The sequence below is a fragment of the Desulfuromonas versatilis genome, from assembly GCF_019704135.1.
Classification (GTDB): Bacteria; Desulfobacterota; Desulfuromonadia; order Desulfuromonadales; family NIT-T3; genus Desulfuromonas_A; species Desulfuromonas_A versatilis.
The window spans coordinates 1,956,984-1,969,014 of sequence record NZ_AP024355.1 but is presented as its reverse complement, the minus strand read 5'-3'; the positions used below and the strand labels follow the sequence as shown (position 1 = coordinate 1,969,014).

11 protein-coding genes are annotated in these 12,031 nt (G+C 66.1%); 8 read left to right on the top strand and 3 right to left on the bottom strand.

Going from position 1 to position 12,031, the window contains the following annotated elements:
- The first annotated feature begins 83 nt into the window (after positions 1-83).
- The 5 genes from hutI (at position 84) to DESUT3_RS08625 (ending at position 6,580) form a co-directional block, all read left to right on the top strand.
- The gene (gene hutI / locus DESUT3_RS08645; RefSeq protein WP_221252081.1) at positions 84-1,331 is read left to right on the top strand and encodes an imidazolonepropionase; all 1,248 of its coding nucleotides are present in this window, start codon (positions 84-86) and stop codon (positions 1,329-1,331) included.
- On the top strand, positions 1,315-2,301 hold the full coding sequence (hutG, locus tag DESUT3_RS08640; RefSeq protein WP_221252080.1) for a formimidoylglutamase: 987 nt from the start codon (positions 1,315-1,317) through the stop codon (positions 2,299-2,301). Before hutI ends, hutG begins: the two co-directional genes overlap by 17 nt.
- A gap of 127 nt (positions 2,302-2,428) precedes the next feature.
- Entirely contained in the window at positions 2,429-4,099 is a 1,671-nt protein-coding gene (hutU, locus tag DESUT3_RS08635; protein ID WP_221252079.1) for a urocanate hydratase, read from the top strand.
- A gap of 3 nt (positions 4,100-4,102) precedes the next feature.
- Positions 4,103-5,656: a histidine ammonia-lyase gene (gene hutH / locus DESUT3_RS08630; RefSeq protein WP_221252078.1), complete on the top strand. Its 1,554-nt coding sequence runs from the start codon at positions 4,103-4,105 to the stop codon at positions 5,654-5,656.
- Positions 5,657-5,707: 51 nt separating this feature from the next.
- Positions 5,708-6,580 (top strand): zinc metalloprotease HtpX, encoded by an 873-nt coding sequence (locus DESUT3_RS08625; protein WP_221252077.1) that lies wholly within the window; start codon positions 5,708-5,710, stop codon positions 6,578-6,580.
- A 25-nt stretch (positions 6,581-6,605) separates the two neighbouring features.
- Here the strand turns inward: DESUT3_RS08625 and DESUT3_RS08620 are convergent, their stop codons facing one another.
- The gene (locus tag DESUT3_RS08620) at positions 6,606-7,712 is read right to left on the bottom strand and encodes a mechanosensitive ion channel family protein (RefSeq protein ID WP_225911660.1); all 1,107 of its coding nucleotides are present in this window, start codon (positions 7,710-7,712) and stop codon (positions 6,606-6,608) included.
- A gap of 25 nt (positions 7,713-7,737) precedes the next feature.
- A complete protein-coding gene (locus DESUT3_RS08615; protein ID WP_221252076.1) occupies positions 7,738-8,367 on the bottom strand; it encodes a DUF6962 family protein in 630 nt (209 codons plus the stop codon).
- Positions 8,368-8,613: 246 nt separating this feature from the next.
- Here DESUT3_RS08615 and DESUT3_RS08610 point away from each other — a divergent pair, with 246 nt between their 5' ends.
- The 3 genes from DESUT3_RS08610 (at position 8,614) to DESUT3_RS08600 (ending at position 11,104) form a co-directional block, all read left to right on the top strand.
- Positions 8,614-9,471, top strand: coding sequence for a phospholipase A (locus DESUT3_RS08610; protein ID WP_221252075.1), 858 nt, complete (start codon positions 8,614-8,616; stop codon positions 9,469-9,471).
- Between the two features lie 87 nt (positions 9,472-9,558).
- A complete protein-coding gene (locus DESUT3_RS08605) occupies positions 9,559-10,026 on the top strand; it encodes a hypothetical protein (RefSeq protein ID WP_221252074.1) in 468 nt (155 codons plus the stop codon).
- Between the two features lie 82 nt (positions 10,027-10,108).
- Positions 10,109-11,104 carry an HD-GYP domain-containing protein gene (locus tag DESUT3_RS08600; RefSeq protein WP_221252073.1) on the top strand — a complete coding sequence of 332 codons (996 nt, stop codon included), beginning with the start codon at positions 10,109-10,111 and terminating at the stop codon, positions 11,102-11,104.
- Between the two features lie 38 nt (positions 11,105-11,142).
- Here the strand turns inward: DESUT3_RS08600 and DESUT3_RS08595 are convergent, their stop codons facing one another.
- Entirely contained in the window at positions 11,143-12,021 is an 879-nt protein-coding gene (locus DESUT3_RS08595; RefSeq protein WP_221252072.1) for a LysR family transcriptional regulator, read from the bottom strand.
- Positions 12,022-12,031: the final 10 nt, after the last annotated feature.

The window sequence follows — 12,031 nt, the reverse complement described above, 5'->3', positions numbered from 1 at the left end:
GAGGGAAACCTCACCTTGATTACCTCGAATTTGCCGTTAACCTTGATCATAAGCGGCTGGAATACTTATAACGAAAGCCAACCATGACCTCGGACTTCTCCCGCTGCCGGCGCATCTGGAGCAACGTGCGGCTGGCCACCCTCGACCCGACCGTAGCGGCCCCCTACGGCCTACTGGAGAACCATGCCCTGGGGATCAGGGACGGGATCATCGCCGCCATCGCCCCGGCCGGCGCTGTCGAATCCGCTGCGGCCGACGCCCAGATCATCGACGGCGGCGGTGCCCTGCTGACCCCCGGGCTGATCGACAGCCACACCCACCTGGTCTACGGCGGTCACCGGGCCGACGAATTCGAGCGGCGCCTGCAGGGAGCCAGCTACCAGGAGATCGCCAAGGCCGGCGGGGGCATCCTGGCCACGGTCCGGGCCACCCGGGCCCTCAGCGAGGCGCAGCTGGTCGCTCAGGCGCGGCCGCGCCTGCTGGCGCTGCTCGAGGAGGGGGTGACCACCGTCGAAATCAAATCGGGCTACGGGTTGACCCTAGCTGACGAGCTGAAAATGCTCCGCGCCGCCAGGCAGCTGGCCCGAGAGTTCCCGGTGCGCATCCGCACCACCCTGCTGGCGGCCCACGTGGTCCCGCCCGAGTTCGCCTGCAATCCCGACGACTGGGTCGAATTGATCTGCAGCGACCTCATCCCCCGCGTCGCCGGGGAAGGACTGGCCGAGGCGGTGGACGTGTTCTGCGAACAGATCGCCTTCAACCCCGCCCAGACCGAGCGGATGTTCACCGCGGCAAGAGACCGCGGCCTGGGGATCAAAATCCACGCGGAACAGCTTTCGCCTACCGGAGGCGCGGCCCTTGCCGCTCGCTTCGGCGCCTGGTCCGCCGATCATCTCGAATGCCTGGATGAAGCCGGCGTGCAGGCGTTGCGGCAGGCCGGCACCGTGGCCGCGCTGCTCCCCGGGGCCTATTACTTTCTGCGCGAAACCCGCAAGCCGCCGGTGGAGCTGCTGCGCCGCTGCCGGGTGCCCATGGCGCTGGCCACGGATCTCAACCCGGGGACTTCGCCCCTGGCCTCGCTGCGGCTGATGATGAACCTGGGCTGCGTGCTCTTCGGCCTTACCCCCGAAGAGGCGCTCCTCGGCGTCTCCCGGCACGCCGCCCGGGCCCTCGGCCTCTACGATTCCCTGGGCATGCTCGCCGTCGGCCGCAGCGCCGACATGCTGCTCTGGGACCTGGACCACCCCGCCCAACTCGCGGGCCAGGTCGGCACCCCCCGACCGCTGCAGCGCATCTTCGCAGGAGAGATCACCCATGCGACAACGGCCTGACATGGCCCTCTGGCAGGGCCGCCGCGACCCCGAAGAGGGGGAGCGCGCCAAACGCTGGCACCAGTGCATCGCCCCCCTGCGGGAGGGCTCGCCCCGGGGGATCGTCGTCGCCGGGGTCTGCAGCGACGAAGGGGTGCGCCGCAACCAGGGCCGACCCGGCGCCCGGGGCGGCCCCGAGGCCATCCGCAGAGCCATGGCCAACCAGGCCTTTCACCTCGAGCGCCCTCTCTATGACGGCGGCAACCTGCTCTGCCCCGAAAACCACCTGGAAGACCTCGCCCAGGAGCAGGCCCGCTGGATCGAAGGGTTTCTGCATCAGGGCCATTTCCCCATCATCCTCGGCGGCGGCCACGAGATCGCCCTCGGCAACTACCTGGGGCTGAGCCGCCATCTGGCCAAAAACAACCCTGCCCCGAGCATCGGCATCGTCAATTTCGACGCCCACTTCGACCTGCGCCAGGGGCAGGCCCCGACCTCCGGGACCCCCTTCCGCCAGGTCGCCGAATACTGCTGGAAGGAGGACCTTCCCTTTCTCTATTTCTGCCTCGGCATCAGCGAAACCGCCAACACCGCCGCCCTCTTCGACCGCGCCGAAGCCCTCGGGGTGCAGTATCTGAAGGACGAGGAACTCACCCCGTGGAACCTGGCCCTGGCCGAGGCACGGCTGCGCGAGTTTCTGACCGAATGCGATGCCCTATACTTGAGCATCGATCTCGACGTGCTGCCCGGCGCCGTCGCCCCGGGGGTTTCCGCACCGGCGATCCGGGGAGTGTCTCTTGAGGTGCTGGAGCACCTGCTGCGCTTTCTGCGCAGCGAGGCGGGTGCCAAGCTGAAGCTGGCGGATCTTGCCGAGTGCAACCCGGAGGATGATCCCGACGGGCGAACCGCCCGGGTGGCCGCGCGGCTGGCCCACTTGCTGGCCCGGGAGGTGCCTGCGCCGGTGCCGGACAAGGGGGTGGAGTACGAGTAGCAGGTCGGTGAAATTCCAACCCGGTTCCGGCCGCGTCCGATATCCGACGGATCGGTCGGATCGGTCCGATCAGTCGGATCCGACGCGGCCGGGACCAGGCTGCCCGAAGAAACCAAGGGGGTAAAACATGACTACCAGACTCGACCCAAAGCGCCGCATCCAGGCCCCGCGGGGGCCGGCGCTGAGCGCCAAAAGCTGGCTGACGGAGGCCCCCCTGCGGATGCTGATGAACAACCTCGACCCCGAGGTGGCCGAGCGCCCCGAGGAGCTGGTGGTCTACGGCGGCATCGGCCGGGCGGCGCGCAACTGGGAGTGCTTCGACAAGATCGTCGAGGTGCTGCGCCGGCTGGAGGAAGACGAAACCCTGCTGGTGCAGTCGGGCAAGCCAGTGGGGGTCTTCAGGACCCATCCCGACGCGCCGCGGGTGCTGATCGCCAACTCGAACCTGGTGCCGCGCTGGGCGAGCTGGGAGCATTTCAACGAGCTGGATAAAAAGGGGCTGATGATGTACGGGCAGATGACCGCCGGCTCGTGGATCTACATCGGCTCGCAGGGGATCGTCCAGGGGACCTACGAGACCTTCGGCGCGGTGGCGAAAAAGCACTTCGGCGGCGAGGCCGGGGGGCGCTGGATTCTCACCGGGGGGCTCGGCGGCATGGGCGGGGCCCAGCCCCTGGCGGCGACCATGAGCGGTTTTTCCTTGCTGGCGGTGGAGTGCGACGAATCGCGCATCGACAAGCGGCTGGCCACCGGTTACCTGGACCGCAAGGAGAAGGACCTCGGCCGGGCCCTGGAGTTGATCGTAAGGGCCTGCCGGGAAAAGCAGCCCCTCTCCGTGGGACTGCTCGGCAACTGCGCGGAGATCCTGCCGCTGATCGTCGAACGGGGCGTGACCCCGGATGTCTGCACCGACCAGACCAGCGCCCACGACCCGCTGAACGGCTACCTGCCCAAGGGCTGGAGCCTCGAGCAGGCGAAGCGGATGCGCCGCAAAGACCCCGAGGCGACGGTGAAGGCCGCCAAGGCCTCCATCGCCCTGCACGTGCAGGCCATGCTCGAGCTGCAGAAGCGCGGCGCCGCCACCCTGGATTACGGCAACAACATCCGCCAGATGGCCCTCGAGGAAGGCGTTAAAAACGCCTTCGACTTCCCCGGCTTCGTCCCCGCCTACATCCGCCCCCTGTTCTGCGAGGGGATCGGCCCTTTTCGCTGGGCGGCACTCTCGGGAGCCCCCGAGGACATCTTCAGAACCGACGCCCGGGTCAAGCAGCTGATCCCCGATGATCCCCATTTGCACAATTGGCTCGACCTGGCCCGCGAGCGCATCCACTTCCAGGGGCTGCCGGCGCGCATCTGCTGGGTGGGGCTCAAGGACCGCGCCCGGTTGGGACTGGCCTTCAACGAGATGGTCGCCAGCGGCGAACTGCAGGCCCCGGTGGTCATCGGCCGCGACCACCTCGACTCGGGTTCGGTGGCCAGCCCCAACCGCGAGACCGAGGGGCTGCAGGACGGCTCCGACGCCGTTTCCGACTGGCCGCTGCTCAACGCCCTGCTGGCTACCGCCGGCGGCGCAACCTGGGTCAGCCTGCACCACGGCGGCGGGGTCGGCATGGGCTTCAGCCAGCACGCCGGGCTGGTCATCGTCGCCGACGGCAGCGAGGCGGCCGCCCGGCGCCTGCAGCGGGTGCTGTGGAACGACCCGGCCAGCGGCGTGATGCGCCATGCCGACGCGGGCTACCCGATCGCTGTCGACTGCGCCCGGGAAAACGGCCTGGACCTGCCGATGCTGGAGGACTGAGCCATGTTCGACCTGCAACTGCAACCCGGAAAGCTCACCCTGGCGCAGCTGCGCCGGGTGCAGGCCGAGCCGCTGCGGCTGAGCCTCGCCCCCGGCTGCGAGGAGCCCATCGAAAAGGCCGCCGCCGCGGTGCGCGAGGTGATCGCCCGGGGCCGGGTGGTCTACGGCATCAACACCGGTTTCGGCCTGCTGGCCAAGACCCGCATCTCCCCGGCGGAGATGGAACAGCTGCAGCGCGCCATCGTCCTCTCCCACGCCGCCGGGACCGGGCCGGTCATGGCCGAATCGACGGCGCGGCTGCTGCTGGTGCTGAAGATCAACAGCCTGGCGCGGGGCTACTCGGGCATCCGCCTCGCGGTCATCGAGGCCCTGATCCGCCTGCTGGGCAGCGAGGTCTACCCCTGCATTCCGCAGAAGGGCTCGGTGGGCGCCTCGGGCGACCTGGCGCCGCTGGCCCACATGAGCACGGTGCTGCTCGGCGAGGGTGAAGTGCTCTACCAGGGCAAGCGGCTCCCCGGGCGCCAGGGCCTCGAGATCGCCGGCCTGGCGCCGGTTACCCTCGCTCCCAAGGAGGGGCTGGCCCTGCTCAACGGCACCCAGGCCTCCACCGCCTTCGCCCTGGAGGGGCTGTTCGCCGCAGAGGACCTGTTGGCCGCGGCGGTGGTCACCGGAAGCCTCAGCGTCGAGGCGGCCCTGGGCAGCCGCGTCCCCTTCGATGCCCGCATCCACGAGATCGGCGGCCACCCCGGGCAGATCGACGCGGCGGCCGCCTTCCGCAGGCTGCTCGATCACAGCCAGATCGAGGACTCGCACCGCCAGTGCGAAGAGGTGCAGGACCCCTACTCGCTGCGCTGCCAGCCCCAGGTCATGGGCGCCTGCCTCGAGCAGATCCGCCAGGCGGCCCGGGTGCTGCTGGGCGAGGCCAACGCCGTCTCGGACAATCCGCTGGTGTTTGCCGAAACCGGCGAAATCCTCTCCGGCGGCAATTTCCACGCCGAGGCCGTGGCCATGGCCGCCGACAACCTGGCCCTGGCCATCGCCGAGATCGGCGCCCTGGCCGAGCGGCGCATCGCCCTGCTCATCGATACCCACCTGAGCAAGCTCCCCCCCTTCCTGGTCGAAAAGGGGGGCGTCAACTCCGGCTTCATGATCGCCCAGGTCACCGCCGCGGCCCTGGCCAGCGAAAACAAGACCCTCGCCCACCCGGCCTCGGTCGACAGCCTGCCGACCTCGGCCAACCAGGAGGACCACGTCTCCATGGCCACCTTCGCTGCCCGCCGCCTCGGCGACATGGCCGACAACACCGCGGGGATCGTCGCCATCGAGCTGCTGGCCGCCTGCCAGGGGGTCGATTTTCGCGCCCCGCTGAAAACCTCCGCGGATCTGGAGCGGGCCAAGGCGCGGCTGCGGCAGGAGGTTCCCTTTTACGATCGCGACCGCTACTTCGCCCCGGATATCGAAAAGGCCAAACGCCTGGTGCAGAGCGGGTTTTACAGCCGGTTCCTCGCCGCGGGCGTCTTGCCGAGCCGTTCGCGGACCATAAATCGCAGGGTATAATTAATTCAAGGCTAACGATAACCCCTGGTCTATGGATCCCGGCTGAGCGCAATGGACCCAACGAATCGTTCCCGCAACCACCTGAAATCGAGAATCCTCTTCGCCCTGCTCTATCCGCTGCTCGGTGTTGCGGCACTTTGCCTGGGGGGGCCGGGGTTCGCCCTTGCCGTAGCCGTGGCCATCATCCCTTTTCACCTGCTGTCGCTGAAAACCTCCTCGGTCCTGATCACCCGCAAATTCCAGGGCCATGAACTCACCTCCAAACAGGCCCCCAAGCTCAAGCGGATCTTGCGGACCCTCTCCGAACGCGCCCACCTGGAGCATCGCCCCCTGCTGTTCATGGTCCCCGGCGACGCCATCAGCGCCTTCTCCGTCGGCAGCCGCAGCCGCCCGGCCATCGCCCTCTCCCACGGCCTGCTGGAAAACCTCGACACCCGGGAGCTCGCCGGCGTTCTGGCCCACGAGGTCACCCATCTCAGTCAGGGCGACCCGCTGGTGATGGTCCTCTCGGGCCTGCTGCGCCGGGTGATCGGAGTCATGGCCGTGCTTGCCGGGCTGTTCGTCGCCATGAACCTCCCCATGTTCCTGCTGGGAAGGGAAGCCTTCGAGGTCCTGCCGCTGCTGGTTCTGCTGGTGGCGCCATCCCTGGGCAGCCTGTTGCTGTTCGCTCTCTCGCGCTGCATCGAATTCAGCGCCGATCGGGGCGCCGCCGAACTGCTCGGCGACCCGGAACCCCTGGCCAGCGCGCTGAAAAAAATGGGGACCTCGCACAAGGTCCCCTGGTGGCAGCGCCTGTTCCCCGGCGGCGGCAAAAGCGCCCAACCGCTGCTGCGCACCCACCCCACCGCCCGCGAACGGATTCAACGGCTGCGCGGCCTGAGGATCAGCAGCCCTTTTTCCTGCGACCCCCTTTTCCAGGATTGAGCAGCCTGCCCGGGAGAACCTCCCTTCAGGTTGGATCGGCACCCAAGAGCCCCCGCTCCAGGGGGACGTCGGATTTGAGCTCGGCCCGAACCCTCGGCAGACTTTCGGGGTAGTTGCGGCGGATGAAATCGATGAGCTTCTCGCGCACCTCGCAACGCAGGTCCCAGGCGCGGCCCGAATCGGCGGCGCTCATCAGCGCGCGAAGCTCCATGCTGCGTTCCGTGGCGTTGGTGACCACCAGCCCCGACACCTTCCCGTCCCAGTTTTGCGAACCTTTCAGAACCCGGTCGAGTTCCTGGCGCAGCGCCTCCACCGGCACGGTGTAGTCGGTGTAGAGAAAAACCGTGCCGAGGATGTCGGCGGAAATCCGGGTCCAGTTCTGGAAGGGCTTTTCCAGAAACCAGGTGATCGGCACCACCAGCCGCCGCAAATCCCAGATCCGCACCACCACGTAGGTCAGGGTGATCTCCTCGATACGCCCCCACTCCCCCTCGACGATGACCACGTCGTCGATCCGTATCGGCTGGGTGATGGCGATCTGGATGCCGGCGATCAGGGTCGCCAGACTGCGCTGGGCGGCGAAGCCGGCGATAATGCCGACAAGGCCCGCCGAGGCGAGCAGGCTGACCCCGACCTGGCGGATCTTTTCAAAGGTCATCAGCATCGACGCCAAGGCGATGACGAAGATGACCACCAGGAGGATTTTGACCAGCACATTGACCTGGGTGTGCACGACCCTGGCCTTGAGATTGTCCCTGACGGATACGTCGTAGCGGTTCAGGAACAGGTCGCGGACGGCGAAGGTGGTGTTCACCAGCAGCCAGGCCAAACCGCCGATGAAGGCGACGCTGATGAGGTTGCGCAGAACCCCCAGCACTTCGGGCGGAAACTTCAGGGAAGGGGCGACAAGGATGATCAGCAGCAGCGGCACCAGGACCCGCCCCGGCCCCCGCCAGCGCCGGACCAGGGAATTGTCCAGGGCCGTGTCGGTGCGCCCGGCGAAACGGTGAAGCCCCTTGAATGCCGCCAGATAGATCAGCCACCCCACCGCTGCGGCAGCGAACACCAGGCCGAGGGAGACGATCATCTCCTCCAGGGGCGCAAACCTGTGCAAAACAGCCTCAAGATTCATCCTCCCTCCCGAACGGTTGGAGTTTTCAGCGATCCCGCAACAGCTTGCCCCCCCGGTACAAAAGGTAAAAGGCGCCTATCTGCACAAGGTGGTAAAGGTCGTTGTGGTTGAAGTGTCGGTGCAGGGCAAAGCCGCTCATCTGAATCCCCGCGCCGACGAAGCAGGCCAGGATCCCCGCGGCGATCCACCTGGCCCGCCGCTCCTGCCGCAACAAGCCGGGGAGCTGCAGCAGCAGAACCAGCACCAGCGACGGGGCATAATCGTAGATGACATAGCGGAATTCGTTGTGGGTGGTCATCCAGGCCAGGTAAACCAGCAGCTTGACCAGCGCGGCGCCCATCGCCCAGTGCCTCAGCGGGGGGACCGTCAGGCCCTTGAGGGCCCCGGCCAGCAGACAGAACCCGGCCACCCCGGCGGCATAGACGGTAGTTTTCCACAGCGCCGCACCACCGGTCGCCGGCAACCAGGGAGAGAATCCGTGATAGCTTCCACCTGCAATCGCCGCGACCGCCGAAGCCCAGAAAGCCAGCGCCCACAACTGTACGCTGCGCTGGCGCAGGCGCCGGCCCTTGCGGCCGAGCTTGACGGCGAGAACGACGACCACCAGCCCCAGCAGGTAGTCGGTAAACAGGGTCATCGGTTCGGCGACGAACATTTTGCACCACTCCACCTGGGATCGGCGTTGACGGGCCTGATAGCGGGATGCTCTTAACCGGGATCAGGTTCCCCATGCTATCAGGTTCTCAGTCATTTTAAACCCTTTGCGGTCCGAATCGGTTAAAAGGTTTGCCTTTTTCGGATGCCGGGTTATAAAATCGCGCCGGTCAACGAAAACTCGAACCTGCCATTTATTCTTTCGGGGAAACCATCCATGCCGGGCCGCGGAATCCTAATCCTCTGTTTGCTCCTCCTTCTCAGCTGCGCTCTCACCGGGACCGCCCTTGCCCAGGGGCCGACCAGCCCCGAAGCCGGGGTCGAGACCCCGGAGTTGGCTTCGGAGTCCCCCGCGCCGGCCACGCGCCCCGGAGGGTTCATCCAGTGGATCGGCACCGGCTTCAGCATGCACAAGCAGAATTACCTGCTCCCCCTGACCTGGGGCAACCGGGCCCACGGCAGCGAGGATTCGGAGCTGAAATTCCAGCTGAGCTTCAAGCAGCGGATCGCCTCCAGCAATTTTTTCATCGGCTACACCCAGAAATCCTTCTGGCGCATCCTTGACCAGGATGACTCGCGCCCCTTTCGCGAAACCAACTACAACCCGGAACTTTTCTACCGCTACCTCAGCAGCGAGCACCCCTGGGGTTCCTGGGGGGCGGACGCGGGCTACGAACACGAATCCAACGGCGCCCGCGAGCCGACCTCGCGCAGCTGGGACCGTCTCTACCTGAAGCCGTTCATCGAATACGGCCGTCTGCGCACCGACCTCAAGCTGTGGCACCGCCTTTCCGAGGACGTCAAGGAGACCCCGGACGACCCCGCAGGGGACGAAAACCCCGACATCGAGAAATTTTACGGCTACGGTGAATTGCGCCTGGGCTACGAGTTCGCCAACCGGTTTCAGGACGGCCACATGGCGACCTTGCTGACCCGCTGGAACTTTGCCACGGCCAAGGGGGGACTGCAATTCGACTACAGCCTGCCGACCCCGAGCCGCAACCTGTTTCTCTTCGCCCACCTCTGGACCGGCTACGGCGAGAGCCTGATCGACTACAACCGCTCACTGACCCGCTACGGCATCGGGGTGATGTTCAAGCGCTGACCCGTCCCCGGAAGAATTCGGGAGGGCGGGAGCCCTGGCCCTCGAATCGACCATCTGCCGGCTCGCGAATCGGCGAGGAGTTGCCTCATGCCCTCATTGTTGGCCATAGACCTCGGGGTTCGAACCGGTTTGGCGCTGTTCGGGGGCGATGGCCGGCTGCGCTGGTACCGCTCGCAGAACTTCGGCACCGCTGCCCGTCTGCGCCGAGCTCTGCCGGGAATCTTTCAGCAGCAGCCCCAACTCCGGTGGCTTATCCTGGAGGGGGGCGGCGCCCTGGCCACGCTCTGGGAGAAGGAGGCAAACCGGCGGCAGGTGGCGGTTAGACTGGTCAGTGCCGAAAAATGGCGGGAGATGTTGCTTCTGCCCCGGGAGCAGCGCACGGGCGCCGACGCCAAGCACTGCGCCGGGGAGATGGCGCGCAGGGTCATTGAATGGTCGGGGGCGGCGCGCCCCACCGCGCTGCGCCATGATGCCGCCGAGGCGATCCTGGCGGGGTTATGGGGGGTCATCGCGATCGGCTGGCTGTCGGCGATCCCGGATGAACTGAAACGCTGAACTGCCCAGCCGGTCGAGGCATTGTTCTTGCAAAATTCCGGCGGAAGCAGTTTAACCCCCGAAAAAGAGTCCTTTCTCACCGATGCTTAAGCCGGCCAAAATTCTTGACCCGCCTGTCCCGGACACCACCGCTTCGGGTGAGCGCTACCTGCCCATCTCCATGGCCTGCCTGCAGCCGGAGTATCGGGCGCCCTGCGACCTGTACCTGAAAACCGGGGGCCGCGGCTACCTGTTCTTTGCCAAAAAGGGCCTCGACTTCGGCCACTCCCACCGCGCCCGGCTGCAGGAGAGGGGCGTCACCCACCTGTACATCCGCGACGAGGATTCTGCCCTTTACTTCGACTACCTCAAGGAGACGATCACCGAGATCGTCCGCAATCCCGCCTGCCAGTCGGAACAGAAGGCCGCGGTCATCCATTCGGCCTGCCAGGATATCATGAGCCGGGTCATCGCCGACCCGCGCGCCTCGTTCATCAACCAGGCCCACGAGATCATCACCCCGACCATCGACCTCATCGTGTCCGATGACACGGCGACCCGGCACCTGATCCAGTTGACGGCCTACGACCATTACACCTATACCCATTCCACCAACGTCGGCATATTCGGCGTCGCCCTGGCGCGGCTGCTCTACAGGCCAAACGATTTTCGCAAGATCGAGCGCATGGGCGCCGGCTTCTTCCTGCACGACCTGGGCAAATGCCGGGTGCCTATCGAAATTCTCAACAAACCTGGGAAATTGACCCCCTCCGAGTGGTCGGTCATGCAGCGCCATCCCGCGGAAGGTTTCCAGATGCTCGAGGAGGCCGGCTTTCTCACCGACGAAGCACAGATCATCACCCTGCAGCACCACGAGAAGGACGACGGAACCGGCTACCCCAACGCCCTCGACCGGGACAACATCCACCCCCTCGCCCGCATCTGCCGGCTGGCCGACGTCTACGACGCCATCACCTCGGACCGCCCCTATGCCAAGCGCAAATCGACCTACGAAGCCCTCAAGTTGATGAAGGAACAGATCGTGGCGGACATCGACCAGGAACTGTTCGAACATTTCGTCAAACTGTTCCGGAACTGAGCCGCCCCTGCCCCGCAGGGCGGGCACGGCCCGCCGGTTCACACCTCCCCCACCCTCTCCATGAGAAAATCAACGAATGCCCGGTTGGCCCGGGAGAGATAACCCTCGGCCTTCCAGGCGATGAGCAGGTCCAGGTGCAGGGGCGGATCGAAGGAGAGCGCCACCAAATCGGGATCTTCGCTGACCACCATGCGCAAGAAGGTGGAAACGCCAAGCCCCTCCTTGATCAGGGAACGCACCAGGGAGAACAGGTTCGTTTCGAAGACCACCTGCGGTGTCAGCCGCCTCTCCCTGGCCGTCGCGTCAATCAGTTCGCGCATGAAGTACCCCTCCTTGAACAGGATCAGCGGCTGGCCCAGGAAAACCTCCAGCGATATGCTCCCTCCGGCGGCAAGGGGATGTCCGGCAGGCACGCAGGCGACGATCTCCTCGCGCAGAAACCGCCGGCTCTTCAGCCCCTCGGGGACATTGCCGCCGGCAATCACCCCCATGTCGATCTCACCGCGGGCGATCAGCCGCTGGATTCGGCCCGCCCCCTCGCCGTTGACCGATAGCTGCAGTTCGGGGTAGCGCTCCCTGAATTCGCGGATGACCCGCGGGAAATAGTAGGAGCTCATCATCGGCGGGATGCCGATGCGCACCTCGCCGCGGGAGAGGCCGCGCAGTTCGGCCATCTCGGTCTGGGCGGCTCCGAAGTTATCGAGGATCCGTTCGGCATGGCGCAGAAACACCTCCCCCTCGGCGGTCAGGGAAATGCGCTTGTCCTTTCGGTTGAAAAGGGTCAGCTCCAGTTCCTCCTCCAATTTGCGGATAGCCATGCTGACCGCCGGCTGGGCGATGTGCAGCTGTTCTGCGGCCCTGGTGAAGCTCTGCTGCCGGGCGATCGCGACGAAAGCCTTGAATTGACGAAGATCCATACAACCCTCA

Excerpts from the sequence above, each read along its gene's own strand:
- hutI (WP_221252081.1), top strand. The coding sequence starts at position 84 with ATGACCTCGGACTTCTCCCGCTGCCGGCGCATCTGGAGCAACGTGCGG.
- hutG (WP_221252080.1), top strand. The coding sequence starts at position 1,315 with ATGCGACAACGGCCTGACATGGCCCTCTGGCAGGGCCGCCGCGACCCC.
- hutU (WP_221252079.1), top strand. The coding sequence starts at position 2,429 with ATGACTACCAGACTCGACCCAAAGCGCCGCATCCAGGCCCCGCGGGGG.
- hutH (WP_221252078.1), top strand. The coding sequence starts at position 4,103 with ATGTTCGACCTGCAACTGCAACCCGGAAAGCTCACCCTGGCGCAGCTG.
- DESUT3_RS08625 (WP_221252077.1), top strand. The coding sequence starts at position 5,708 with ATGGACCCAACGAATCGTTCCCGCAACCACCTGAAATCGAGAATCCTC.
- DESUT3_RS08620 (WP_225911660.1), bottom strand. The coding sequence starts at position 7,712 with ATGAATCTTGAGGCTGTTTTGCACAGGTTTGCGCCCCTGGAGGAGATG.
- DESUT3_RS08615 (WP_221252076.1), bottom strand. The coding sequence starts at position 8,367 with ATGTTCGTCGCCGAACCGATGACCCTGTTTACCGACTACCTGCTGGGG.
- DESUT3_RS08605 (WP_221252074.1), top strand. The coding sequence starts at position 9,559 with ATGCCCTCATTGTTGGCCATAGACCTCGGGGTTCGAACCGGTTTGGCG.
- DESUT3_RS08600 (WP_221252073.1), top strand. The coding sequence starts at position 10,109 with ATGCTTAAGCCGGCCAAAATTCTTGACCCGCCTGTCCCGGACACCACC.
- DESUT3_RS08595 (WP_221252072.1), bottom strand. The coding sequence starts at position 12,021 with ATGGATCTTCGTCAATTCAAGGCTTTCGTCGCGATCGCCCGGCAGCAG.